Below are 23,788 nucleotides of genomic sequence, written 5' to 3'. Positions count from 1 at the left end.
GATCGGCCCCGGGGGCACTGCTCCTGACGGCCCCTCCGGCGCCGGCCCCCGGCCTGTGTGCGCCCCCCGTCCGGCGGGGCGGCCGACCGGACGGCCGGAGGCGGGCCGGGGTTACGGTACGGGCGTGTCCTACTTTGACGCGGCTTCCTCCGCACCGCTGCACCCCGTGGCCCGGCAGGCGCTCCAGGCGTCCCTGGACGAGGGGTGGGCCGACCCCGCCCGGCTCTACCGCGAGGGCCGCCGGGCCCGCATGCTGCTGGACGCGGCGCGGGAGGCGGCGGCGGAGGCCCTGGGGTGCCGCCCCGACGAGCTGGTCTTCACCCCTTCCGGCACCCGGGCCGTGCACGACGGGGTGGCCGGCGCCCTGGCCGGCCGGCGCCGGGCGGGCGACCACCTGCTGGTGTCGGCGGTCGAACACTCCTCCGTGCTGCACGCGGCCGAGGTGCACGAGGCGGCCGGCGGGAGCGTCACCCGGGCCCCGGTGACCCGGACCGGAGCGGTGGAGGCCGATGCCTTCGCGGACCTGCTGCGGCCGGACTCCGCCCTGGCGTGCCTCCAGTCGGCCAATCACGAGGTGGGCACGGAGCAGCCGGTCGCCGAGGTGGCCGAGCGGTGCCGGGCGGCCGGGGTGCCGCTCCTGGTGGACGCGGCGCAGTCGCTCGCGTGGGGACCGGTGCCCGGCGGTTGGTCCCTGTTGACGGGCAGCGCCCACAAGTGGGGCGGGCCGGCCGGAGTGGGGCTGCTCGTGGTGCGCAAGGGGGTGCGGTTCGCCCCGCGGGGGCCGGTGGACGAGCGGGAGTCGGGTCGGGCGCCCGGCTTCGAGAACGTTCCGGCGGTCGTCGCGGCGGTCGCCTCGCTGCGGGCGGTGCGGGCGGAGGCCGATGCGGAGGGGGCGCGGCTGCGGGCGCTGACCGCACGGGTGCGGGAGCGGGTGACGGCGCTGGTCCCGGACACGACGGTCGTGGGCGACCCGGAGCGGCGGCTGCCGCACCTCGTCACCTTCTCCTGTCTGTACGTGGACGGCGAGAGCGTGCTGTCCGAGTTGGACCGGGCCGGGTTCTCCGTGTCGTCCGGGTCCTCGTGCACCAGCAGCACGCTGACGCCCAGCCACGTGCTGCGGGCGATGGGGGTGCTCAGTGAGGGGAACGTGCGGGTGTCGCTGCCGATCGGGACCCCGGCCGAGGAGGTCGAACGGTTCCTCGGGGTGCTGCCGACGGTGGTGGACTCCGTGCGCGGGAAGTTGGGTGGCGGCACCCACGGGGAGCAGTCCGGCGGGTCGGCTGCGCCGGGCCCGTCGGAGCCGGTGGACCCGGTCCGCGCCGAGGGGGGCGAGCTGGTGGTGGACGCGCTGGGCAAGCGGTGCCCGTTGCCCGTGATCGAGCTGGCGAAGGTGATCGGGCGGGTGCCGGTGGGCGGGACGGTGGTCGTGCTCGCCGACGATGAGGCTGCCCGGTGGGACGTTCCTGCGTGGTGCGAGATGCGGGGTCAGCGGTTTGCCGGCGCGTCGCCGGGGGTGCGGGGGGTGGCCTACCGGGTGGTCCGGGTGGTGTGAGGTCCCGTTCCGTCGTCGGGTGCGGGTGCGTCGTGGTTGCCCGCGCAGTTCCCCGCGCCCCTTCCGTACGTCCACCCGGCGGTGCGCTGTCCCGTGCGGGTGCGCTGTGGTTTCGCGCAGTTCCCCGCGCCCCTGATCGGGTGCGTTCATCTGGTGGTGCGCTGTCCCGTGGGGGTGCGTCCCGCTGTTGCGCAGTTCCCCGCGCCCCTGGATCACGGGCGCTCCTCGCCGTCGCCGTCCGCCCCGCCGTGACAGCACGCCCCGCCGCAGCCGCCGCCGGCCCCGCCGAGGTGGCAGGCGGGCCCCGGTAGGGGCGCGGGGAACTGCGCGGGTGAGCACAGCGCACCCGAGCGGGACGGCGCACCGTCGGATGGACGCACCCGGAGGGGGCGCGGGGAACTGCGCGGGTGACCGCTGCGCACCGCGCTGCGCAGCGCACGCTCAGGTGGTCGTGCCTCAGGGGCCCGCCACCAGCTGGAGCACCGCGGGCCGCGAGACGCGTCAGGGGCAAGTCAGGTGCGACTGGACCTCTCGCGCGGCCTCGTCTCCGTACGCCTTGGTGAAGCGCTCCATGAAGTGGACCCGGCGGAGCTGGTACTCCTGCGTGCCGAGCGTTTCGATGACGAGGGTCGCGACCATGCAACCGACCTGGGCGGCCCGCTCCAGGCCGACGCCCCAGGCGAGACCGGACAGGAACCCGGCACGGAACGCGTCACCGACCCCGGTGGGGTCGACCTTCGCGTCCTCCGCGGGGACCCCGACCTCGATGGGGTCGTGTCCGACCCGCTCGATGCGCACGCCCCGCGCACCGAGGGTGGTGACCCGGTGGCCGACCCGGCCGAGGATCTCCTGGTCGCTCCAGCCGGTCTTGGCCTCGATGAGGCCCTTCTCGTACTCGTTGGAGAAGAGGTACGCCGCGCCGTCCAGCAGTATCCGGATCTCGTCGCCGTTCATCCGGGCGATCTGCTGGGAGAAGTCCGCGGCGAAGGGGATGTTCCGGCTGCGGCACTCCTCGGTGTGGCGGAGCATGCCCTCGGGGTCGTCGGCGCCGATCAGGACGAGGTCGAGTCCGCCGACCCGGTCCGCGACCGCCTTCAGCTCGATGAGCCGGGCCTCGCTCATGGCACCCGTGTAGAAGGAGCCGATCTGGTTGTGGTCGGCGTCGGTGGTGACGACGAACCGGGCCGTGTGCAGGACCTCGGAGATGCGGACGGACTCGGTGTCCACGCCGTGCCGGTCGAGCCAGGCGCGGTACTCGTCGAAGTCGGCGCCGGCGGCCCCGACCAGGATCGGGTTCGCCCCCAGCTGTCCCATGCCGAAGGCGATGTTGGCGCCGACCCCGCCGCGGCGCACGTCGAGGGTGTCGACGAGGAAGGAAAGGGAGACCGTGTGCAGTTGATCAGCGACGAGTTGCTCGGCGAACCGTCCGGGGAAGGTCATCAGATGGTCGGTGGCGATGGAGCCGGTGACTGCGATACGCACGGCGAGGCGCTCCTGTGGGAAATTCGGGGCGGCTGGACGGGTCCGCGGCGGTCGACCGGGACCCGGTGAGTGAACACTTCACGCTACCCGTTCACCGCAACGGTCCGAACCTGGCGAAAGTTCGAAACTACCCGATAGTAGGGCTTTTTCCGCGCGCGCCCTGACGCCTACCGTTGCCCTATGACGAACCTCCGCCTCCGGGACCCCGCTCCGTACGACCTCGACGGCGGCCTGGCCGCCCTGCGGGGGGACTGCGCCCGGATGGCCCCGCACTGGACCCCGGACCTCCGGCGCACCGCCGCGCCCCGGCCCGCTCCGCTGCACGGGGTCGTCGTGCCCGCCTCCTCCGCCCGTCTGCTGGACCCGATGTTCGAGCGGTCGACGTACGGGGGGTGAGCCGTTCGGGTGAGCTCCGGCGGGCGGCGGAACCGTGCGCCCGCCCACCGCGTCCCATCGCTGTCCGCCGCACCGGCGGACCAGTTCTACGACCCGCCGCGGGAGCACCAGGCGACCGCGGCGCAGGCGAAGGAGCGATGCGGTGAGCAGCAACCCGGTCGACCCGGACGGTCCCGGTGGCGTCGAGGGTGCCGACGCCGCGGGTGCGCCGCGGCCCCGCGGCGGAGCCCGGTGGGGAGGGCTGCGCCGCTCCCGCGTGACGGTCGCCGCCGTCGCGGCGGTGGTGCTGGTCGGGGGCGGTGGAACGTATCTGGCCATGGCCGCCTCCGGCAACGGACCGGCGGGGCGGGCCGCGCCCCCGGGCAAGGGCGGTGACACTCCCCCGCCGCTGGCCCTCGACGGTCAGCAGGGGGCCGGTGGCGACGGCCCGGGGATCGCACCCGGTGAGCCCGACCCCGGCGGCCCGCGCTACGAGGCACGGGGGAAGCTGCCGAAGGGTCCCGCCCGCGCGGCCGTGTACCGACCGGGCTCGCCGGTGGAGCGGTCCGCGGTCAGCGGACTGGCCGGGGCGTTGGGCGTCCCGGGCGAACCGGTGCTGAACGGCAGCACCTGGCGGGTCGGCGCGGCCGACGGCAGCCCGTCGCTCCAGGTCGCCCGGGACGACGTGGGGACCTGGACGTTCACGCGGTACGCGGGGGGTTCGGACTCCTGCACCTCGGGGACCCGCTGCACCCCCGACGAGGAGCGCCGGCCGGCCCGGGTCCCCGGCGGGTCCCGGGGCACCGCGCCGATCGGCGAGGCCGCTGCGAAGGCCGCCGCCGCTCCGGTGCTCAAGGCCCTCGGACAGGACGCCGCGAAGGTCGACGCGCGGCAGGTCCTGGGGTCGGCCCGGGTGGTGAACGCGGCGCCGGTGGTGGCCGGTTCGCCCACCTTCGGCTGGTCGACCGGGCTGCACATCGGCCCCGGTGGCGAGGTCACCGGGGGCAGCGGCCGGTTGGCCGAGCTGGTCGAGGGGGACACCTATCCGACGATCAGCGCGGCGAAGGCGCTCGGGCTGTTGAACGGGGCGGGCGACGGGCAGCCGGTGGGCATCGGCGGCTGTGCGACCGCCGTCCCGCACGAGGACCGGATCGCCGCGCCCTGCGGCGAGGGGTCGGCGAAGGCCGCGCCGGAGAAGGATCCGCTGTGGATCACGGGGGCGGAGTTCGGGCTGGCCGCCCAGCTCTCCGGGGGCCGTTCGGTCCTGGTCCCGTCCTGGTTGTTCGAGGTGACCCCGGACGGCTCCGGCACCCCGTACACGGTGACCCAGCCGGCGGTCTCCCCCGCGCACCTGACCGCGCCGGGCGGTTCGCCGTCGCCGCGGCCCGAGGCGGGCGAGGGCACCGAGACCTCGGACGTCGACGTCGCGTGGTACTCGGTCAGGAAGGTCGAGGGCGGCACCGTCGACGAACTGGTGCTGCACTTCGTCGGCGGGCTCTGCCCCACCTATGCGGCGAGCGCGCGCGAGCAGCAGGGCCGGGTGACCGTACGGGTCACGCAGACCACCGAGCCGGGACGGGCCTGCGCGGCGGTCGCGGTGCACGAGGAGCGGACCGTGCGCCTCGACGGGCCGCTCGGGGACCGCGAGGTCGTGGACACGAAGGGCGCGCCGGTGCCGGACCGCGCTCCGCGGGGGTGGCCGGGCACGGATCGCGGCGGCGCGCGGTAGCCGGCGCGGAACGCACGTCAGGCGGTACCCCGTCACGGGGTACCGCCTGATGCGGTGCGGGGACGCTGCGGTCCGTCGCGGGGACGGCCGACCGGTCGGGCCGCGTCAGCTGAAGGAGTCGCCGCAGGCGCAGGAGCCCGTGGCGTTCGGGTTGTCGATCGTGAAGCCCTGCTTCTCGATGGTGTCGACGAAGTCGATGGAGGCGCCGCCCAGGTAGGGGGCGCTCATGCGGTCGGTGACGACCTTGACGCCGTCGAAGTCCTTCACGACGTCCCCGTCGAGGGAGCGCTCGTCGAAGAAGAGCTGGTAGCGCAGGCCGGAGCAGCCGCCGGGCTGTACGGCGACCCGCAGGGCCAGGTCCTCGCGGCCTTCCTGGTCGAGCAGAGCCTTGACCTTGGACGCGGCGGCGTCGGACAGGATGATGCCGTCGGTGTCGGTGGCGGTCGTGGTCTCGTCCGATACGGACATCTACATCTCTCCCGGGTTGTACGGAGACTGCTTGCCGACGTAACAACCGGCGGTGCGGCGGATTCATTCCGGGCCCGCGTGCGTGTTCGGCGTCTTGCCTTGCGCTTCCCATGCTCGCACACGGGGCGCGGGCGCGAGCACGTTCCTTCCGGGGAGCCCCGCGCCCGGGAACACGCCTGGTCCGGGGCGCGTCGGTGACCCCGGGGGGAATGCGTCACATCGACACGATGGCCATCGTCAAACTGACGTGAAGCAGTTATGATAGATAACGTCAGAACGACGAAAAGGGGCCTCTGGGCCGGGCCACCCCCCGGTCCGGAGGCCGCCTGTGAGCCGCCGGGGTCAGACCCCGCAGAGAAAGGGTGCGTGATCGTGACCACCGCCCAGCCCCTGGACGTCCAACCGACTCCGTTGGCCCTGCTGCTGCTCGGCCGGGAGGCCGACCCGCGCAGCGAGCGCGGCGTGGAGTGTCCCGGTGACCTGCCCTCGCCCTCCGACCCCGACCTGGTGGAACGGGCCCGGGCGGCCAAGGAGAAGCTCGGCAACAAGGTCTTCGTCCTGGGGCACCACTACCAGCGCGACGAGGTCATCCAGTTCGCGGACGTCACGGGCGACTCGTTCAAGCTGGCGCGCGATGCCGCGGCGCGCCCCGAGGCCGAGTACATCGTCTTCTGCGGTGTGCACTTCATGGCCGAGTCGGCCGACATCCTGACCGGGGACGCCCAGAAGGTCGTCCTGCCGGACCTCGCCGCCGGGTGCTCCATGGCCGACATGGCCACCGCCGAGCAGGTCGCCGAGTGCTGGGACGTGCTGACCGAGGCCGGCATAGCCGAGCGGGTCGTGCCCGTCTCGTACATGAACTCGTCCGCGGACATCAAGGCGTTCACCGGACGGCACGGAGGGACGATCTGCACCTCGTCCAACGCCCGGAAGGCGCTCGACTGGGCGTTCGCCCAGGGCGAGCAGGTGCTGTTCCTGCCCGACCAGCACCTCGGGCGCAACACCGCGGTGCGGGACATGGGCATGTCCCTGGAGGACTGCATCGTCTACAACCCGCACAAGCCGGGCGGCGGGGTGACCCCGGAGCAGTTGCGGGCCGCGAAGATGATCCTGTGGCGGGGGCACTGCTCGGTGCACGGGCGCTTCTCGCTGGAGTCCGTGGAGGACGTGCGGGCCCGCATCCCCGGGGTCAACGTGCTCGTCCACCCCGAGTGCCGCAACGAGGTCGTCGCGGCGGCGGACTACGTGGGGTCGACCGAGTACATCATCAAGGCGCTGGAGGCCGCGCCCGCGGGGTCCAGTTGGGCGATCGGCACGGAGCTGAATCTGGTGCGGCGGTTGGCGAACCGTTTCGCCCCGGAGGGCAAGGAGATCGTCTTCCTCGACAAGACGGTGTGCTTCTGCTCGACCATGAACCGGATCGACCTGCCGCACCTGGTGTGGACGCTGGAGTCGTTGGCCGACGGCAAGGTGGTCAATCGGATCAGTGTCGATCCGGAGACCGAGCGGTTCGCCAAGCTCGCGCTGGAACGCATGCTTGCTCTCCCGTAGGGGTCTTTTGCGGTGGGGTGCGCTGTGGTTGCCCGCGCCGTTCCTCGCGCCCCCTTCGGGTGCGTCCCTGCGGGCGTGCGCTGCTCCCGTGCGGGTGCGCTGGTGTTTCGCGCAGTTCCCCGCGCCCCTGATCAGGTGCGCCCGGCTCGGGGTACGGCGTCAGGTGCGGCCCGCCCCGACCCGCACCCCACCCCACAGGGCGCTCCGGCCCGCAGGGCGCCCCGATAGGGGCGCGGGGAACTGCGCGGGTGAGCACAGCGCACCCCGCACGACAGCGCACGCGCAGGTGGACGTACCTCAAAGGGGCGCGGGGAACTGCGCAAGACGACCAGCGCACCCCGCAGGACAGCGCACGCGCAGGTGGACGTACCCAAAGGGGCGCGGGTGAGCATCGCGCAGCTTGCGGAAACGGGTGGGCCCCCCGACCCGTACAGGATCGGGGGGCCCACCCGGAGGGATCACGTGCGGGCCGGCTCCGGAGAGTCGGACTGCTGGGGCAAGGACGCCCCAGCCCGCTTCGCCTCGCGCTTCGCGCGCCTCCGCTCCTTGCGGAGCTCGACCATCGCGTACAGCGTCGGCACGAGCAACAGCGTCAACAGCGTCGAGCTGATCAGCCCACCGATCACCACCACCGCGAGCGGCTTCGCGATGAACCCGCCCTCACCGGTGACCCCGAGGGCCATCGGCAGCAGCGCGAAGATCGTGGCCAGCGCGGTCATGAGGATCGGACGCAACCGGTGCCGGCCGCCCTCGACGACCGCCTCCACGACCCCGTACCCCTGGGCGCGGTACTGGTTGATGAGGTCGATGAGGACGATCGCGTTGGTGACCACGATGCCGATGAGCATCAGCATGCCGATCATCGCGGGCACGCCCAGCGGCGTACCGGTCACGATGAGCAGGCCGAGCGCGCCGGTCGCCGCGAACGGGATGGACACCAGCAGGATCAGCGGCTGGACGAGCGACTTGAAGGCCGCCACCAGCAGCATGAACACGATGGCGATGGCCGCGAGCATGGCGAGGCCGAGGGAGGCGAACGCGTCCTCCTGGTCCTCGGACACCCCGCCGATGGACGCGGTGGCCCCCTCGGGCAGCTTCAGCGCGTTGATCTTCGTCTGGAGTTCCGAGCTGACCGCGCCGGTGTTCTCGCCGGTCGGCCGGGCCGTGACGGTGGCCGAGCGCTGGCCGTCGATGCGGGTCATGGAGACGGGACCGTCGACGAGTTCGACCACGGCGAGGTCACCGAGCCGGGCCTGACCGATGGGCAGGTCCTTCAGTTCGTCCAGGGTGGTGGCGGACTGCGCCGAGCGGATCACGATGTCGCGCTCGGCGTCGCCCAGCACCGCCTTGCCGGTGGTGGTGCCGCGCACCGCCTGGGCGACGGCCGCGCCGAGGGTGGCGTCGGTGAGCCCCGCCCGGGCGGCCTTGTCGTTGGCCTTGACGGAGATCCGCGGGACGGACTGCGAGAGGTTGCTCTGGACGTCGGTGACGTCGTCGAGCTTCGCGATCTCGTCGCGGACCTCGTCGGACGCCTTGCGCAGCACCGCGGGGTCGGCGGCCTTGACGACCACGCTGAGGTCCTGGGCGCCGAAGCCGTCGCCGACGGAGAGGGTGGTCTCGCCGATGCCGGAGAGCTTGCCGAGCCCGGCCTCGATGCGGTCCTGGGTGTCCTCGTAGGACGCGTCGTCCTCCAGGGTGACCTGGTAGGTCGCCTGGTTGGTGTCGGTGCTGCCGCCGAAGGCCGCCATGAAGCCGGAGGAACCGACGGTGACCTGGTAGTTCTCGATGCCCTCGACCCCGTCGAGCATCTTCTCGACCTTGCGGGCCGCCGCGTCGGAGGCGGCCAGCCCGGTGCCGGGCTTCAACTCCTGGCGGATGGTGAGGACTTCCTGCTCGCCCGGGTCGAAGAAGTTCGTCTTGAGCAGCGGCGCCATGCCGAAGGTGGCGAGCAGGACGACGACGGCTATGCCGAGGCTGACCAGACGGCGTCGGGTGGCGAACCGCAGCACGGGCACGTACGTGCGCTGGAGGCGGCTGCGGGCCTCCTTCTCCTCGGCCTGGCGGCGGGCCTCCTCCGCGTCGACCCCGCGCACGGACTTCGGGGGCCGCAGGAACCAGTACGAGAGGACCGGGACGACGGTCAGCGACACCAGCAGCGAGGCGAGCAGCGCGGCCGTCACGGTGAGGCTGAAGGAGCCGAACAGCGCGCCGACCATGCCGCCGACGAGGCCGATGGGCAGGAACACGGCGACGGTGGTGAGCGTCGAGGAGGTGACCGCGCCCGCGACCTCCTTGACGGCGGTGAGGATGGCCTCCTTGCGCTCCTCGCCGTAGCCGAGGTGCCGCTTGATGTTCTCCAGGACGACGATCGAGTCGTCGACCACCCGGCCGATGGCGATGGTCAGGGCGCCCAGGGTCAGCATGTTGAGCGAGAGGTCCCGGCTCCACAGCACGATCAGCGCGAGGACGATGGACAGCGGGATGGAGACCGCGGTGACCAGCGTCGAGCGGATCGAGGCGAGGAAGACCAGGATGACGATGACGGCGAAGAGCAGCCCGAGGGCGCCTTCGGTGGTGAGGCCGTCGATCGCCTTGGAGACCGCGGGTCCCTGGTCGGTGACGACGGCGAGCGAGGCACCGGCGCCCAGGTCGGCGCGCAGGTCCGCCAGGGCGTCCTCGACGGCCTCGGAGATCGCGACCGAGCTGCCGTCCTGGTCCATGGTGACCACGATGGCGAGGCTGCGTTCGCCGTTGGTGCGGGTGATGGAGTCGGCCTTCGCCGGCTCCTGCTTCACGGTGGCGACGTCGGCGAGCCGCACGGGCTTCTTGACGCCCTCGCCGGTGACCATCAGGTCCTGGATCTGCTGGACGGAGGTGAAGCCGCCGCCGACCTGGACCGTGCGGTTGTTGCCGTCCTCCTCGAAGGAGCCCGCGGGGACGGTGGCGCCGCCGGCCTGGATGGCCTGGCCGAGGACCGGGGCGCTCACCCCGGCCCGCGCCATCTTCTTGTCGTCGGGGGTGACGGTGACCTGGAGGTCGCGGACACCGTCGATGGTGACCTGACCGACGCCGTCGATCTCCTTGAGCTTGGGCACGACGGTGCGGTCGAGCTGGTCCTTGAGCGCCTGCTGGTCCTTGTCGGAGGAGGCGGCGAGGACGACGGTCGGCATGTCGTCGGTGGACCCGGCGATGACCTGGGGGTCGACCTCGGCCGGCAGCTGGGAGCGGACCCGGTTCACGGCCTGCTGGACGTCGGCGATGATCTGCTTCGAGCCGTCACCGTAGTCGAACTGCGCCATGAGGACGGCGTTGCCCTCGCTGGCGGTGGCCGTGACGCCGGTGATGCCGTCGACCGCTTCGATGCTGTCTTCCAGCGGCTCGACGACCTGCTTCTCGACCACGTCGGGCGAGGCACCCTGGTACGGGGCGAGCACCGACACCATCGGCAGTTCGATGGAGGGCAGGAGCTGCTGCTTGAGCTGCGGAATCGCTATGGCGCCGAAGACGATCGCGATGATCGACATCAGCCCGATCAGGGCCCGTTGAGCGAGGCTGAACTTCGACAGCCAGGACATGGGTGACGGTCTCTCTTCTGTGGCTGGGCGCGGAGGGAGGCGCGTCTTCGCAGCCCCCTCCCCTACCCTGTGCCATCGCGGAAGGCCGATCCCTCGCTCCCAGGTCGCTTTCCTTTATGCCGCGCATACTGCGGGTGTAGTAGGCGATCTACACCTTGAGGGGTAGTGCGCAGCCGGTCTAGCCGCGCGGCCGCACGAGGCCCGACTCGTAGGCGATGACGACGAGTTGGGCGCGGTCACGGGCGCCGAGCTTGGCCATCGCCCGGTTGACGTGGGTCTTCACGGTGAGCGGCGAGACCTGGAGGCGTTCGGCGATGTCGTCGTTGGAGAGGCCGCCGGCGACCTGGACGAGGACTTCCCGTTCCCGGCCGGTGAGCGCGTCGAGCCGCTCGGAGTCGGCGCGGCCGGCGGGGTCGGAGTCGTCGCCCTGGGCGAGGAACCGGGCGATCAGGCCCTTGGTCGCGGCGGGGGACAGCAGGGCCTCGCCCACTGCGGCGAGCCGGATCGCGTCGAGCAGTTCCTCCGGCTCGGAGCCCTTGCCGAGGAACCCGGAGGCGCCGGCGCGCAGCGACTGCACGACGTACTCGTCGACCTCGAACGTCGTCAGCATCACCACCCGCACCGTGGACAGCGCGGGGTCCCGGCAGATCAGCCGGGTGGCGCTGAGCCCGTCGGTGCCGGGCATCCGGATGTCCATCAGGACCACGTCGGGCACCGTCTCGGCGGCGATCCGGACGGCTTCGGCGCCGTCGGACGCCTCGCCGACCACTTCCATGTCGGGCTCGGACTCGACGAGGACCCGGAAGGCGCTGCGCAGGAGGGCTTGGTCGTCGGCGAGCAGCACCCGGATGGTCACGGCGGTTCCTCCGTCTCCCCCGCACCGTGCCCGGTGCGGGTCTTGACCGGCAGGATCGCATGGACCCGGAACCCTCCCCCGTACCGGGGACCTGCCGTGAGGACGCCGCCGAGCGCGGTGGCGCGTTCCCGCATGCCCAGCAGTCCGTGGCCGCCGCCCGGCTGGTCCTGATGGCCCGACGGGTCGGGACGCGTCCGCTGCTCCGACCGGTCCGGGCCGGCCTGGGACGGCAGGGCCGGGTCGGGCGGGGTGGCGGGGTCGGCGGCGGCCTCGGCGCGGGCGGCCCGGGAGCCGTCGTCCAGCACGGTGACCTCGATGTGGGGGCCCACCCGTACGACGCTCACCTCGGCGCGGGCGCGGCCCCCGGCGTGCTTGCGGACATTGGTCAGCGCCTCCTGGATGATCCGGTACGCGGCCAGGTCGACCGCGGCGGGCGGGCGGCTGCCCTGGTCGCCGCGGGCCACCTCGACGCGCAGCCCGGCGTGCCGGAAGGTATCGGCGAGCTCTTCGAGCCGGTCGAGGCCGGAGGTGGGTTCGACGGGGGCCTCCGGGTCGCCGCTCTGCCGGAGCAGCCCGACCGTGGCGCGCAGTTCGCCGAGGGCCGACCGACTCGCCTCGCGGACGTGGGCCAGCGCCTCCTTGGCCTGGTCGGGGCGCCGGTCCATGAGGTGCGCCGCGACGCCCGCCTGGACGTTGACCAGGGCGATGTGGTGGGCGACCACGTCGTGCAGGTCGCGGGCGATGCGCAGGCGCTCCTCCGCGACCCGGCGCCGTGCCTCCTCCTCGCGGGTGCGTTCGGCGCGTTCGGCGCGTTCGCGGATGGCGTCGACGAAGGCCCGGCGGCTGCGGACCGCGTCGCCGGCGGCCGCGGCCATGCCGGTCCAGGCGAATATGCCGAGGTTCTCCTGGGTGTACCAGGGCATCGGGCCGGCGAGCATCGCCGCGCCGGTCAGGGCGGTCATCGTCAGCAGGCCGACCCGCCAGGCCGTGGGGCGGTCGGTGCGCGCGGCGACGGTGTAGAGCGCGCAGACGGCGGCCATCGCGACCGGGGCCCGGGGTTCGCTGAACAGCAGTTCCACGAAGGAAAGGAGGCCCGTGGCCCACAGGACGGGCAGGGGGGCGCGGCGGCGGAACGCCAGGGTCGCGGCGGCCAGCGGCATCAGGACCAGGCTGAGGGCGCCCGGGGTGCGGGTGCTCCACACCATGGGGCCGTGCTGCGCGGCCGGCCCGTAGGGGTTCATCATCGCGACGCAGAGCATGACGGTGAGGACGCCCAGGGCGAGGGCGCCGTCGGCCACGGTGGGGTGGGCACGCAGCCAGCCCCAGCTGTTCCTGGCCCGGTCCAAGGGGGTCACCTCAGGAACGTTAGCCGGGTCGGGGTGCGGCACGGGCGGCGGTGGCCGCACCGCCCTGGTCGGGTACGGCACGGCCCTTCGGTCGGTGTCACCGGGCGCCGGAGGGCGTCACCGGGCACCGGAGGGGAGATCGGCGGGGATCAGTTGGGGATCAGGCCCTCGTCCGTCAGCAGGGCCCTGATCTGGTCGAGGCTGGCGTCCGGGGACGGGAGGATCAGCTCCGACGGTTCCAGGGAGTCGTCGGGCAGGGGGCTCCCCAGCTCCCGCACCCGATCGAGGAGGGCGGAGAGGGTCCGCCGGAATCCGGGGGTGTCCCCGCTCTCCAGCTCTGCGAGCAGTTCGTCGTCCAAGGTGTTCAGCTCGGTGACGTGGCTGTCCGCGAGCCGTACCTGGCCCTCCCCCATGATCCGTACGATCATGACGCCCTCCTAGGCGTGTGTGCGGCCCGGGCCTACTGCTTGTCGAAGCGCGGGGTGTCCCGCTGCTGCTGGTTCCCGGGGGCCTGCTGGCCGCCTTCGATGGCCTGCTGCGAGGTGGAGCCCCCGGCCAGCTCGGCCTTCATGCGCTGGAGTTCCAACTCCACGTCGGTGCCGCCGGAGATGCGGTCCAGCTCCGCGGCGATGTCGTCCTTCGCCGTGCCCGTGGGGTCGTCGAGGGCGCCCGAGGCGAGCAGTTCGTCGATCGCGCCGGCACGTGCCTGGAGCTGCGCGGTCTTGTCCTCGGCGCGCTGGATCGCGAGGCCGACGTCGCCCATCTCCTCGGAGATGCCGGTGAACGCCTCGCCGATCCGGGTCTGGGCCTGGGCGGCGGTGTAGGTGGCCTTGATGGTCTCCTTCTTGGTGCGGAAGGCATCGACCTTGGCCTGGAGCCGCTGGGCCGCGAGGGTCAGCTTCTCCTCCTCGCCCTGGAGGGTCTGGTGCTGCGTCTCCAGATCGCTGACCTGCTGCTGGAGCGCGGCCCTGCGGGACAGCGCCTCACGGGCGAGGTCCTCCCGGCCGAGCGCCAGCGCCTTGCGGCCCTGGTCCTCCAGCTTGCTGGACTGGTTCTGGAGCTGGTTGAGCTGGAGCTCCAGGCGCTTGCGGGAGGTCGCCACGTCGGCGACCCCGCGGCGGACCTTCTGGAGCAGCTCCAGCTGCTTCTGGTACGAGTAGTCGAGGGTCTCGCGCGGGTCCTCGGCCCGGTCAAGGGCCTTGTTCGCCTTCGCGCGGAAGATCATCCCCATACGCTTCATGACACCGCTCATGGGCTTCGCGCGCCCCCTTCTGACGGACTCCGGCTCTAACTCTCCAACAGGTCCCACAGTAAGGGGCCCGCCTCTATTACCGCACTGTTCGGCGTCGGATGCGCTCATCCCCAAGGACGAGTGTGATCGACTTCGATCCAGCGTAAGGAGTAGGTGTTACCCGGGGGTCCGGGCCGGTGACGGCCCGTGGTGGAACTCCGGGTAGCGGTCTGGATGTCTCCTCTGTCCCTCTAGGGACGACCGGTGTTGCCGGATCGTTCCCCGCCTGGCTGGGGTCCATGCGCCCCCACCCCGTACCCTTGGGTTTTGTGTTCCGTAGCCGTGCCAAGACAGACAAGACCGCCGCCGAGCAGGCGCCGGTGACCACCACCAAGCAGGCCCGCGACCCGCAGGCGCCGAAGGGGCGTGCCACGCCCAAGCGCAGCGAGGCCCAGTCGCAGCGCCGCAGCGTGGCGAATACGCCCATGACGCGCAAGGACGCCGCCAAGCGCAACCGCGACGAGCGGCGTGCCGCGCTGGAGCGGCAGCGACAGGCGTTGGCGAGCGGGGACGAGCGGTACCTGCCCGTGCGCGACAAGGGCCCCGTGCGGCGCTTCGTCCGGAATTACGTGGACTCCCGCTTCCACATCGCGGAATTCTTCCTGCCCATGGCCGTGGTCATCCTGGTCCTGAGCATGGTGCGGGTACCGCAGCTCCAGAACATCGCGCTGCTGCTGTGGCTGTTCGTGATCGCACTGATCCTGCTCGACTCCTCGCTGCTGTTCATCCGGCTGAAGAAGGAGCTGCGCACCCGCTTCCCGGACGAGCCCAAGCGCGGCGCCGTCGCCTACGGTCTGATGCGGACGCTCCAGATGCGCCGCCTCCGGCTGCCGAAGCCGCAGGTCAAGCGCGGGGAGCGGCCCTGACACCGGCCGCACCTGCGGGGGACGGACCGACGGACCCCTACGGGCTGCGGGACGTGGTGCGGCGGGAACTCGTGGCCCGCCAGTTGGACGAGCAGATAACCGCCCGCTTCCGGGTCGGCAAACGACTGCGGGTCCTCGACGTGGGCGCGGGGCGCGGTACCCAGGCGTTGCGGCTGGCCCGGGCCGGGCACGAGGTCACCGGACTCGAACGGGACCTCGGGCGGTTGGCGGTCGCGCGTGCGGCGCTGGCCGCCGAGCCGGAGGGCGTGCGCGACCGGGTGCGCTTCTTCGAGGGCGACGGCCGGGACACCGGGGTCCACTTCCTGCCGGGCAGCTTCGACGTGGTGTTGTGCCACGGGCTGCTGATGTACGTGGCGGAGACCGATCCGGTGGTCGCCGGGCTGGCCCGGATGCTGGCCGGCGGCGGGCTGATGTCGCTGCTGGTGCGCAATGCCGACGCGATGGCGATGCGGCCGGGACTGTCCGGGGACTGGGCCGGTGCGCTCGACGCGTTCGACTCCGTCGTGTGCGAGGACCGGGGCGGGGTGGAGGTCCGGGCGGACCGGCTGGCCGCGGTGACCGCGACCCTCGCCGGCATCGGGGCGCCGCTGCGCGCCTGGTACGGGGTGCGGGTCTTCACCGACACCGTGCCCGAGGCGACCGCCCTGCCGGGGAAGGGCGATCTGGGGCTCCTGCTGGACGCCGAGGACCGGGCCGGGCGGACCGACCCCTACCGGGGCGTCGCCTCGTTGTTGCACCTCTGCGGGGCGCGGGGCTGACCGGACGCCCCGCCCACCGCGCCGACTGCGCATGCCGCCCCCGTCGCGTTCACCCGATGGGCGACCCGCGGTTTCGCCGGGGTGACCCGTTTGGGTGGGTAATTCAGGGTTCGACGCCGCGCGCGGCCCCAGACTTTCGGACATGAACTCATCCCGTAGGACGGGGCCCGGGGCCCGGGCGGCGATCGTGCTGGGCTGCCTGTGCGCCGGGGCGCTGCTCGCCGGGTGCTCCGGCGGGCCGGGGTCCGCGAGGACCGCGGCGGCCACCCCCGTCACCGAACGCGCCGCGCCGGCCCAACGATCCGCGGAAGCCCTCCAGGGCGACTACGAGGAGACCATCGCCGACGTCCTGCCGTCCGTCGTGCAGATCCGCGGGCGCGATGACCTCGGCTCCGGCGTGGTGTACGACGACCGGGGGCACATCGTCACCAATGCGCACGTCATCGGCAACGAGCGGTCCTTCCGGGTGACGACCGCGGGCAGCGAGCAGCCGCTGACCGCGGAGCTGGTGTTCAGCTATCCGGAGCAGGACCTCGCGGTGGTGCGGCTCGACAGCGTGCCCAAGGGGCTGCGCCCGGCGGCCTTCGGGGACAGCGGCAAGGTGCGGGTGGGCCAGATCGTCCTGGCGATGGGCTCCCCGCTGGGGCTGTCCTCCAGCGTGACCGAGGGCATCGTGTCGGCGACCGGACGGACCGTCAGCGAGAGCGAGGACAACGGCGGGACGGGCGCGACCATCGCGAACATGATCCAGACGTCGGCCTCCATCAACCCGGGCAACAGCGGGGGCGCCCTGGTGGACCTGGACAGCAAGGTGATCGGCATCCCCACCCTGGCCGCGACCGATCCGAACTTCGGGAACAGCGCGGCGCCGGGCATCGGCTTCGCGATCCCCGCCTCGATGGTGACCACCGTGGCGGACCAGATCATCAAGGACGGCAAGGTCACCGACTCGGGCCGGGCCGCGCTCGGCATCACCGGGCGCACGGTCGTGGACGAGCAGCAGCGGCCCGCCGGGGTCGCGGTGGTGTCGGTGACGAACGGCGGCGGCGCGGACGACGCGGGCATCCGTCCCGGCGACGTCATCACCCGGGTGGACGACCGGTCGGTCACGACGATCACGTCCCTGTCGGAGGTCCTGGCGGAGGACGCGCCGGGCGACCGGGTGAAGGTGACGTACCTGCGGGACGGGGCCCAATCCACCGTGGAGGTCACGCTCGGCGAGATCTGATGCCGCCCCGGCCCGGTGCGCGGCCGGGGCGGACGGCGTTCAGGACTCCGCGGGTGCCTCGACGGTCTCCGGGTCGCCGATGGTTCCGGTCCCGGTGGCCTCGCCGGTCCCGGCGCTCTCGGCGTGCAGGCTCATCGGCCCGTAGACCCGCGTTCCGTCCTCGGACAGGAACACCTGGTCGGCGCCGCCGGCGAGGAGGTCCTTCCAGTACTCCCCGATCCAGGTCTCGGCGTCCCCCTGAGTGGTGAACTCCTCGGGTTCCACCGCCGGGGAGACCTCCGTACCGTCGGCCTTCTCGAACCGCCACGTCCACGTCGTCATGCCAGCCTCCCGAGGTAGATCACGGTTGTGCGTGCAGCCGGAAGCCTAGCCGGGCGGGCGTCCGGCCCGGGGTCGCGGGAGGATCCTCACGTGGAACTCACTCTGCTCGGTACCGGCGGGCCCGACGGCCTGCCCCGCCCCGGCTGCCCCTGCGCGGTCTGCGCCCTCGCCGTCGGGGAGGCGGCGCGCGGGCCCTCGGCGGCGCTCGTCGACGGAACGCTGCTGCTCGACCTGACGCCGGGCGCCGCGCTCGCCGCGGCGCGGGCCGGACGGTCGCTGACGGGCGTGCGGCAGGTGCTGCTGTCGCATCCGCACGACGGTCCGGCGGTCGAGGTGCCGGCGGGGCTGCCGCAGCCCGGTCGGGTGCCGGACGGGCGCGAGCTGGCGCTGCTGACCGGGCACCGGGTGCGGGCGGTCCCGATGGACTCCCCCGGCACCGGGTACGCGGTGACCGGTCCGGACGGACAGCGGTTGCTGTACCTGCCGCCGGGCGCCGCGCCCGCCGGGCTCGCCGACCCGGCCGGGCCGGACGGCCGCTACGACCTGGTGCTCGCCGACGTGGTGGGCCGCCCGGACGCGCTGGCCCGGCTGCGGGCCTCGGGGGCGGTGGGCCCGACCACGGACGTGGTGGCGGTGCACCTCGACCACGACGTGCCGCAGGGGCACGAGTTGACGCGCAGGCTGGCGGCGGCGGGGGCGCGGGCGGTGCCGGACGGGACGACGCTGACCGTGGGCGCCTACGAGGAGGTCCCGGACGTGCCGCGCCGGACGCTGGTGCTGGGCGGGGCCAGGTCGGGCAAGTCGGTGGAGGCCGAGCGGCGGTTGGAGGGCTTCCCCGGTGTGGTGTACGTGGCCACGGGCGGCAACTACCACGGGGCGCCGGCCGACGAGGAGTGGGCGGCCCGGGTGGGCGCGCACCGGGAGCGGCGGCCCGGGTCGTGGCGGACGGTGGAGACCTGTGACCTGGTGCCGCTGCTGGCGGAACCGGGACCGCCGCTGCTGATCGACTGTCTGTCGCTGTGGTTGACGGACGCCATGGACGCGGTGGACGCGTGGGACGACGCCCCGTGGGCGGACGGCGGGGAGCGGGAGCTGCGGCGGCGGGTGCGGGAGTTGACCGGTGCGGTGCGGGCGACGCGCCGCCCGGTGGTGGCCGTGTCCAACGAGGTCGGTTCCGGGATCGTCCCCGCGACCGCGTCCGGCCGGCGGTACCGGGACGAGTTGGGGAGGCTGAACGCGGCGTTCGCGACGGAGTGCGAACAGGTGGTGCTGGTGGTGGCGGGGCAGGCGCTGGTGCTGCGCGGCTGACCTACCCGGGGGCGGCGTCCCGGCGGGCGATCACCCGGTAGGAGTTGGTGAACCGGGTGCGGGCGGCGACCGGGGCGAGCACCCGGTCGAGGGCCCGGCCGAGGGCGAGCAGGGTGCGCGCGGCACCGGACGGGGCGCCGGCGGTGGGCCGGCGGCGGCTCAGCAGCAGGGTGACGGCGGCTCCGGGGCCGGCGCTCTGGTGCGCGGCGCGACGGTCGACGAGGACCACGGTGTAGCCGAGGGCGCGCAGCTCCCGGCGGAGGTTGGCCTCCGGGATCAGGTGCCGGGTGCCGGGCCGGTGGTAGGGGGCCCACCAGCGGCCGAGGAGGGCGGCGGAGCGGCTCAGCGGATCGGAGCCCTCGACCAGGAGGTGGCCGCCGGGGCGCAGGGCCCGGTGGCCGGCCCGGAGTTCGGCCCGTGGATCGGGCACGCGTTCGAGGTGGCGGAACATGCTCAGGACGTCGTACCGGCCCGCGAGGTGCGGGGCGAGCTCGACGAGGGTGCCGCGGTGGACCTCGTCGAGCAGGCCGTCGGCGAGGGCGCGTGCGCCGTCAGCACCGGCGCCTGCGCCGTGACCGCCGTCGACGCCGTCGAACGCGGTGTACGGGTGGACGCTGCGGGCGGCGGCGGGGAAGCGGGCCGTGCCGGTGCCGACGTCCAACCAGCTCTCCGGTTCGCCGAAGGGGAGCAGGGCGCGGGCCGCGGCGCGGTGCGCCCGGTCACTGCGCGCGGCGGGGCGGGCGCAGTGACCGGCCGCGGGGGTCGCGTCCGGGGTCGGGGTCGGGGTCGGACCGCGGAAGACGTGGGCGCAGTCGCGGCACTCCTCCAGGGGCGAGCCCGGTACGAGGGTGGCGCGGACCTTGGTGCGCAGGGACGTGGAGCCGCACCAGGGGCACGCGGGCCGGGTGGCGGTGCCGGGGGCGGCGGGCGGTAGGGGGCGCGGGCCGATCGCGGCGGGTTCGGCGGCGCTCGCTTGCTGGGGAGGCACAAAGCGGAACGTATGGGATCAAGGGGGCCGGTTCAACGACAGGGCGGGGCCGGTGCGTCACGTGGCGCCACGGAGGCGGGCGACGGTGCCGCGCCGGTCGACCGGGGACGGTCCGCAGGGGTGCGGGAACCGGCCGTCGGGGCGGGGTGAGCGAACCGGCCGGAGGACCGCTGACGGTACTGTTCCGCGAATGAGCTCCCTGAATCTCGACGACTTCACCGACCTGATCGAGCGCCCCGACGGCGGGTTGCGCAACGCCGCCGAGGAGCGCCGGGAGCGGCAGGTTCTGCCGCCCGGGGCGCTGGGCCGGCTGGACGAGTTGGGCACCTGGTTGTCGGCGGCTCAGGCGTCCGTACCGGTCCGCCCGGTGGAGCGGCCGAAGGTGGTGTTGTTCGCGGCCGATCACGGGGTCGCCGAGCTCGACGTCTCCTCCCGGCGGGCGGGCACCGCGCACGAGTTGGTGCGCGCGGTCCTCGACGGGACCAGCCCGGTGGCGGTCCTCGCCCGTCGCTCGGGGGTGCCGGTGCGCGTGGTGGACATGGGGCTGGACTGCGAACCGGGCGCGCTGCCCGAGGACGTGGTGCGGTTCCGGGTGCGGCGCGGGTCGGGGCGGATCGACGTGGAGGACGCGCTGACGGCTCAGGAGGCCGAGGCCGCCTTCCGGGCCGGGACGGCCCTCGCCGACGAGGAGGTCGACTCGGGGACCGACCTGGTGGTGCTCGGGGACGTGAGCGTGGGCGGGACCACGGCGGCGGCGACGTTGATCGCGGCGCTGTGCGGGGTGGACGCCTCGGTGGTGACCGGGCGGGGCGAGGTGCCGATCGACGATCTGGCGTGGATGCGCAAGTGCGCCGCCGTACGGGACTCCCTGCGGCGGGCCCGGCCGGTCCTCGGCGACCAGTTGACGCTGCTCGCCACGACGGGCGGAGCGGACTTCGCGGCCATCACGGGCTTCCTGTTGCAGTGCGCGGTGCGCAAGACGCCGGTCATCCTGGACGGCGTGGTGTCCGCGGCCTGCGCCCTGGTCGCGCAGCGGGTGGCGTTCCGGGCGCCGGACTGGTGGATCGCCGGGCACGACTCCGGGGAGCCGGCGCAGGCCAAGGCGCTGGACCGGATGGCGATCGAGCCGCTGCTGACCCAGGGCGTCCGGATCGGTCAGGGCACCGGGGCGCTGTTGGCGTTGCCGCTGGTGCAGGCCGCGGCGGCCCTCTCGGCGGAGCTGGAGCTGACGCCGGAGCCCGAGCCGCAGTCCGAGCCCGAGCAGAAGCAGGGGCCCGCGGGGGAGCAGAAGACGGCCACCCAGGAGCAGGAGCCGGACGGATCGGCCGACGGGGGCGAGTCGTCCGACCGGGGCGAGTCGTCCGGACAGGACGCGGCGGGCTGACCGGATAGCGTGCCCGACATGGCAGCGGCGGACGAGGAACGACCCCCTCCAGACGGCGCGGACGGCGCGGACGGACCTGACGGCGCAGCCGGACCGGACGCCCCCGTCCCGGGCGGGTCCGAGGGGCGGGGGTGGGCGGGGGCCAGGTTCGCCTTCGGCACGCTCACCGTGCTGCCGGTACGGGTGACCCGCTGGGACCGGGAGGCGGCCCGCTCCGGAATGGTGTGGGCGCCGGTCACCGGGCTCGTCGTCGGAGGGTGCGCGGCGGCCCTGTCGGGACTGTTGTTGCTCGGCGGTGCGGGGCCGGCCCTCGCCGCCGTCGCGAGCGTCGCCGTGGGCGCCGTGCTCACCCGCGGCCTGCACCTGGACGGGCTGGCGGACGTGGCCGACGGACTCGGCAGCGGCAAGCCCGCGGCGGACGCGCTGCGGGTCATGAAGCAGTCGGACATCGGGCCGTTCGGGGTCGTCACCCTGGTGCTGGTGGTGCTCGCGCAGATCGCGGCCCTCGCCCAGCTGTACGCCGGTTCCTGGGCCGCCGGGGCGGTCGGGGCCGTCGTCGCGGGGGTCACCGCCCGACTCGCGCTGACCCTCACCGCACGGCGCGGCGTACCGGCCGCGCGCCCCGGGGGACTGGGCGCCGCCGTCGCCGGGACCGTGTCCCCGCGCCGGGCGGCGCTGCCCGTGCTGGTGCTCGTCACCGCGGTCGCGGCCGTGCTGGCCGGTGCCCTGTGGGGGCCGTCCGGGGCGGTGCGCGGCGCCGCTGCGGTCCTGGTGGGGTGCGGGGTCGCCGAACTGCTGCTGCGGCGCTGCGTGCGGCGCTTCGGCGGGGTCACCGGCGACGTGTTCGGAGCAGTGGCCGAAACCGCCGCCACCGTCGCCCTGGTCGTGCTGACGCTGGGCGGGTGACACCCGGCGCACCCCGGGTGCCTGCCGGGCACCTGCCTGGCGGCGGGTCCGGGCGCCACGGCGTCCCCACCGGTGGACGGCACCGGTGTCACGGAGCGTAGGCTCCTCATTGGCACTGCGCCGGCCCGATCCACAAGCGTCGGGTACGGAGCCGGTCGGGCCACCCACTCCTTGCGGCTCAGGCCATGGAACTCCCAGGAAGCGAGATCCCACCACCGTGACTGCTCTCACTCTCAGCACCGCCGCGGCGTCCGGCCTGCGTGCCGACGCGATCGTCGTCGGCGTCGCCAAGGGCGCCAAGGGCCCCGTGCTCGCCCCGGGCGCCGAGGCCGTCGACCAGGCGTTCGACGGCAAGCTCGCCGCCCTCCTGGAGACGCTCGGCGCCTCGGGCGGCGAGGGCGAGGTGAGCAAGCTGCCGTCCCCCACCGGGCTCAAGGCTCCGCTGGTGCTGGCGGTCGGACTCGGCGCACCGGCCGACGGCGACGACACCACCACCGCCGCCGACTACACCGACGAGGTCCTGCGGACCGCCGCCGGAACCGCCGCCCGCGCCCTGACCGGGGCCAAGAAGGCCGTCTTCGCGCTGCCGGTCGCCGACGCGGAGGCCGTCGGGGCCATCGCCGAGGGTGCGCTGCTGGGCGCCTACGCCTTCGACGCGTACAAGGAGACCGGGCGCGGCAACAAGAACGCGAGCAAGGGCAAGGCCCCGCTCGCCGAGATCGCCGTCCTCGGGGCCAAGCCCCGCGACAAGGCGCACAAGGCCGCCGTCGCCCGCGCCCTCGCCGTCACCGAGGAGCTGAACCGCGCCCGCGACCTGGTGAACACGCCGCCCAACGACCTCGACCCGGAGGCGTTCGCGGCGGTCGCCACGGCCGCCGCCAAGGAGCACGGGATCAAGGTCCAGGTGCTGGACGAGAAGGCGCTCGCCAAGGGCGGCTACGGCGGCATCCTCGGCGTCGGCGCCGGTTCCGCCGCCGGGCCCCGCCTGGTGAAGCTGAGCTACACCCACCCGGACGCCGAGAAGCACCTGGCGTACATCGGCAAGGGCATCACGTACGACTCGGGCGGCATCTCGCTGAAGCCCGCGGGCCACAACGAGACCATGAAGTGCGACATGGCCGGCGCCGCCGCCGTGTTCGCCTCGGTCGTCGCGGTGGCGCGGCTCGGTCTCGCGGTCAACGTGACCGGGTGGCTGGCGCTCGCCGAGAACATGCCGTCCGGCTCCGCGACCCGCCCCGGCGACGTGCTGCGGATGTACTCCGGCAAGACCGTCGAGGTGCTCAACACCGACGCCGAGGGCCGTCTGGTCCTCGCCGACGCGCTCGCCAAGGCGTCCGAGGAGGAGCCCGACGCGATCGTGGACGTGGCCACGCTGACCGGCGCGATGATGGTGGCGCTGGGCAACCGCACCTTCGGGATCAACGCCAACGACGACGCGTTCCGCGCCTCGATCCACGAGACGGCCGAGGAGGCCGGCGAGGCCGCCTGGCCGATGCCGATGCCGGAGCACCTGCGCAAGGGCATGGACTCGCCCACCGCCGACATCGCGAACATGGGCGAGCGGATGGGCGGCGGCCTGGTCGCCGCGCTGTTCCTGCGCGAGTTCGTCGGCGAGGGCATCACCTGGGCCCACCTCGACATCGCGGGCCCGGCCTTCAACGAGGGCGCCCCCTTCGGCTACACCCCCAAGGGCGGCACCGGCTCGGGCGTGCGCACCCTGGTCCGGCTCGCGGAGCGCACCGCCGCCGGTGACCTGGGCTGACGCACCCCGCACCACCCCGCT

20 protein-coding genes are annotated in these 23,788 nt (G+C 73.7%); 11 read left to right on the top strand and 9 right to left on the bottom strand.

Annotated features, from left to right (window positions below):
- The first annotated feature begins 124 nt into the window (after positions 1-124).
- On the top strand, positions 125-1,552 hold the full coding sequence (locus tag ACFYOU_RS10095; RefSeq protein ID WP_391304610.1) for an aminotransferase class V-fold PLP-dependent enzyme: 1,428 nt from the start codon (positions 125-127) through the stop codon (positions 1,550-1,552).
- Between the two features lie 501 nt (positions 1,553-2,053).
- Here the strand turns inward: ACFYOU_RS10095 and ACFYOU_RS10090 are convergent.
- Positions 2,054-3,034, bottom strand: coding sequence for a carbohydrate kinase family protein (locus ACFYOU_RS10090; RefSeq protein WP_389767034.1), 981 nt, complete (start codon positions 3,032-3,034; stop codon positions 2,054-2,056).
- Between the two features lie 180 nt (positions 3,035-3,214).
- Between ACFYOU_RS10090 and ACFYOU_RS10085 the strand changes: the two genes are divergently transcribed.
- Both ACFYOU_RS10085 and ACFYOU_RS10080 read left to right on the top strand, forming a co-directional pair.
- Positions 3,215-3,430 (top strand): hypothetical protein, encoded by a 216-nt coding sequence (locus tag ACFYOU_RS10085; protein ID WP_391304609.1) that lies wholly within the window; start codon positions 3,215-3,217, stop codon positions 3,428-3,430.
- Between the two features lie 142 nt (positions 3,431-3,572).
- Entirely contained in the window at positions 3,573-5,138 is a 1,566-nt protein-coding gene (locus tag ACFYOU_RS10080; protein WP_391304607.1) for a hypothetical protein, read from the top strand.
- A 105-nt stretch (positions 5,139-5,243) separates the two neighbouring features.
- Here ACFYOU_RS10080 and ACFYOU_RS10075 read toward each other — a convergent pair whose 3' ends face one another.
- A complete protein-coding gene (locus ACFYOU_RS10075) occupies positions 5,244-5,606 on the bottom strand; it encodes a HesB/IscA family protein (RefSeq protein WP_385485743.1) in 363 nt (120 codons plus the stop codon).
- Between the two features lie 372 nt (positions 5,607-5,978).
- On the opposite strand from ACFYOU_RS10075, the gene nadA reads away from it, so the two are divergent.
- Positions 5,979-7,157 (top strand): quinolinate synthase NadA, encoded by a 1,179-nt coding sequence (gene nadA / locus ACFYOU_RS10070; RefSeq protein WP_391304967.1) that lies wholly within the window; start codon positions 5,979-5,981, stop codon positions 7,155-7,157.
- Positions 7,158-7,615: 458 nt separating this feature from the next.
- Here nadA and ACFYOU_RS10065 read toward each other — a convergent pair whose 3' ends face one another.
- From ACFYOU_RS10065 to ACFYOU_RS10045, 5 genes are all read right to left on the bottom strand, one after another.
- Complete coding sequence (locus ACFYOU_RS10065; protein ID WP_391304606.1) at positions 7,616-10,732, bottom strand: efflux RND transporter permease subunit; 3,117 nt, start codon at positions 10,730-10,732, stop codon at positions 7,616-7,618.
- Between the two features lie 178 nt (positions 10,733-10,910).
- Positions 10,911-11,588, bottom strand: a complete 678-nt coding sequence (locus ACFYOU_RS10060; protein WP_389767045.1) for a response regulator — start codon at positions 11,586-11,588, stop codon at positions 10,911-10,913.
- Positions 11,585-12,943, bottom strand: coding sequence for a sensor histidine kinase (locus ACFYOU_RS10055; protein ID WP_389767047.1), 1,359 nt, complete (start codon positions 12,941-12,943; stop codon positions 11,585-11,587). The genes ACFYOU_RS10060 and ACFYOU_RS10055 overlap by 4 nt, the downstream gene beginning before the upstream one ends.
- A gap of 140 nt (positions 12,944-13,083) precedes the next feature.
- The gene (locus ACFYOU_RS10050; RefSeq protein ID WP_389767049.1) at positions 13,084-13,362 is read right to left on the bottom strand and encodes a hypothetical protein; all 279 of its coding nucleotides are present in this window, start codon (positions 13,360-13,362) and stop codon (positions 13,084-13,086) included.
- Between the two features lie 32 nt (positions 13,363-13,394).
- The gene (locus tag ACFYOU_RS10045) at positions 13,395-14,186 is read right to left on the bottom strand and encodes a PspA/IM30 family protein (RefSeq protein ID WP_389767051.1); all 792 of its coding nucleotides are present in this window, start codon (positions 14,184-14,186) and stop codon (positions 13,395-13,397) included.
- A 278-nt stretch (positions 14,187-14,464) separates the two neighbouring features.
- On the opposite strand from ACFYOU_RS10045, the gene ACFYOU_RS10040 reads away from it, so the two are divergent.
- The 3 genes from ACFYOU_RS10040 (at position 14,465) to ACFYOU_RS10030 (ending at position 17,098) form a co-directional block, all read left to right on the top strand.
- Positions 14,465-15,091 (top strand): DUF3043 domain-containing protein, encoded by a 627-nt coding sequence (locus ACFYOU_RS10040; RefSeq protein WP_391304603.1) that lies wholly within the window; start codon positions 14,465-14,467, stop codon positions 15,089-15,091.
- 71 nt (positions 15,092-15,162) lie between these two features.
- Entirely contained in the window at positions 15,163-15,870 is a 708-nt protein-coding gene (locus ACFYOU_RS10035; protein WP_387000475.1) for a class I SAM-dependent methyltransferase, read from the top strand.
- A gap of 142 nt (positions 15,871-16,012) precedes the next feature.
- Positions 16,013-17,098 carry a trypsin-like peptidase domain-containing protein gene (locus ACFYOU_RS10030; protein WP_391304601.1) on the top strand — a complete coding sequence of 362 codons (1,086 nt, stop codon included), beginning with the start codon at positions 16,013-16,015 and terminating at the stop codon, positions 17,096-17,098.
- A 39-nt stretch (positions 17,099-17,137) separates the two neighbouring features.
- Here the strand turns inward: ACFYOU_RS10030 and ACFYOU_RS10025 are convergent, their stop codons facing one another.
- Positions 17,138-17,419 (bottom strand): hypothetical protein, encoded by a 282-nt coding sequence (locus tag ACFYOU_RS10025; protein ID WP_389767057.1) that lies wholly within the window; start codon positions 17,417-17,419, stop codon positions 17,138-17,140.
- A 90-nt stretch (positions 17,420-17,509) separates the two neighbouring features.
- On the opposite strand from ACFYOU_RS10025, the gene ACFYOU_RS10020 reads away from it, so the two are divergent.
- Positions 17,510-18,727, top strand: a complete 1,218-nt coding sequence (locus tag ACFYOU_RS10020; protein WP_391304599.1) for a bifunctional adenosylcobinamide kinase/adenosylcobinamide-phosphate guanylyltransferase — start codon at positions 17,510-17,512, stop codon at positions 18,725-18,727.
- Position 18,728: 1 nt separating this feature from the next.
- On the opposite strand, the gene ACFYOU_RS10015 is transcribed toward ACFYOU_RS10020, so the two are convergent.
- Positions 18,729-19,715 (bottom strand): methyltransferase domain-containing protein, encoded by a 987-nt coding sequence (locus tag ACFYOU_RS10015; RefSeq protein WP_391304597.1) that lies wholly within the window; start codon positions 19,713-19,715, stop codon positions 18,729-18,731.
- Positions 19,716-19,905: 190 nt separating this feature from the next.
- Here ACFYOU_RS10015 and cobT point away from each other — a divergent pair, with 190 nt between their 5' ends.
- The 3 genes from cobT to ACFYOU_RS10000 all read left to right on the top strand — a co-directional run bounded on the left by cobT (position 19,906) and on the right by ACFYOU_RS10000 (position 23,767).
- Positions 19,906-21,099, top strand: coding sequence for a nicotinate-nucleotide--dimethylbenzimidazole phosphoribosyltransferase (gene cobT, locus ACFYOU_RS10010; protein ID WP_391304595.1), 1,194 nt, complete (start codon positions 19,906-19,908; stop codon positions 21,097-21,099).
- Positions 21,100-21,117: 18 nt separating this feature from the next.
- Positions 21,118-22,005 (top strand): adenosylcobinamide-GDP ribazoletransferase, encoded by an 888-nt coding sequence (locus ACFYOU_RS10005; RefSeq protein ID WP_391304594.1) that lies wholly within the window; start codon positions 21,118-21,120, stop codon positions 22,003-22,005.
- A 217-nt stretch (positions 22,006-22,222) separates the two neighbouring features.
- Complete coding sequence (locus ACFYOU_RS10000) at positions 22,223-23,767, top strand: leucyl aminopeptidase (protein WP_389767067.1); 1,545 nt, start codon at positions 22,223-22,225, stop codon at positions 23,765-23,767.
- Positions 23,768-23,788 lie beyond the last annotated feature (21 nt).

It is taken from the genome of Streptomyces sp. NPDC005955 (assembly GCF_042871255.1).
In the GTDB taxonomy this organism is placed as follows: Bacteria; Actinomycetota; Actinomycetes; order Streptomycetales; family Streptomycetaceae; genus Streptomyces.
Note: the sequence above shows the minus strand (reverse complement) of the source record. Positions and strands in the feature narration are given on the sequence as shown.

What these genes read in the sequence shown, in the direction of transcription:
- ACFYOU_RS10085 (WP_391304609.1), top strand. Translation starts at nt 3,215, where the DNA reads ATGACGAACCTCCGCCTCCGGGACCCCGCTCCGTACGACCTCGACGGC.
- ACFYOU_RS10075 (WP_385485743.1), bottom strand. Translation starts at nt 5,606, where the DNA reads ATGTCCGTATCGGACGAGACCACGACCGCCACCGACACCGACGGCATC.
- ACFYOU_RS10065 (WP_391304606.1), bottom strand. Translation starts at nt 10,732, where the DNA reads ATGTCCTGGCTGTCGAAGTTCAGCCTCGCTCAACGGGCCCTGATCGGG.
- ACFYOU_RS10050 (WP_389767049.1), bottom strand. Translation starts at nt 13,362, where the DNA reads ATGATCGTACGGATCATGGGGGAGGGCCAGGTACGGCTCGCGGACAGC.
- ACFYOU_RS10045 (WP_389767051.1), bottom strand. Translation starts at nt 14,186, where the DNA reads ATGAGCGGTGTCATGAAGCGTATGGGGATGATCTTCCGCGCGAAGGCG.
- ACFYOU_RS10040 (WP_391304603.1), top strand. Translation starts at nt 14,465, where the DNA reads ATGCGCCCCCACCCCGTACCCTTGGGTTTTGTGTTCCGTAGCCGTGCC.
- ACFYOU_RS10030 (WP_391304601.1), top strand. Translation starts at nt 16,013, where the DNA reads ATGAACTCATCCCGTAGGACGGGGCCCGGGGCCCGGGCGGCGATCGTG.
- ACFYOU_RS10025 (WP_389767057.1), bottom strand. Translation starts at nt 17,419, where the DNA reads ATGACGACGTGGACGTGGCGGTTCGAGAAGGCCGACGGTACGGAGGTC.
- cobT (WP_391304595.1), top strand. Translation starts at nt 19,906, where the DNA reads ATGAGCTCCCTGAATCTCGACGACTTCACCGACCTGATCGAGCGCCCC.
- ACFYOU_RS10005 (WP_391304594.1), top strand. Translation starts at nt 21,118, where the DNA reads ATGGCAGCGGCGGACGAGGAACGACCCCCTCCAGACGGCGCGGACGGC.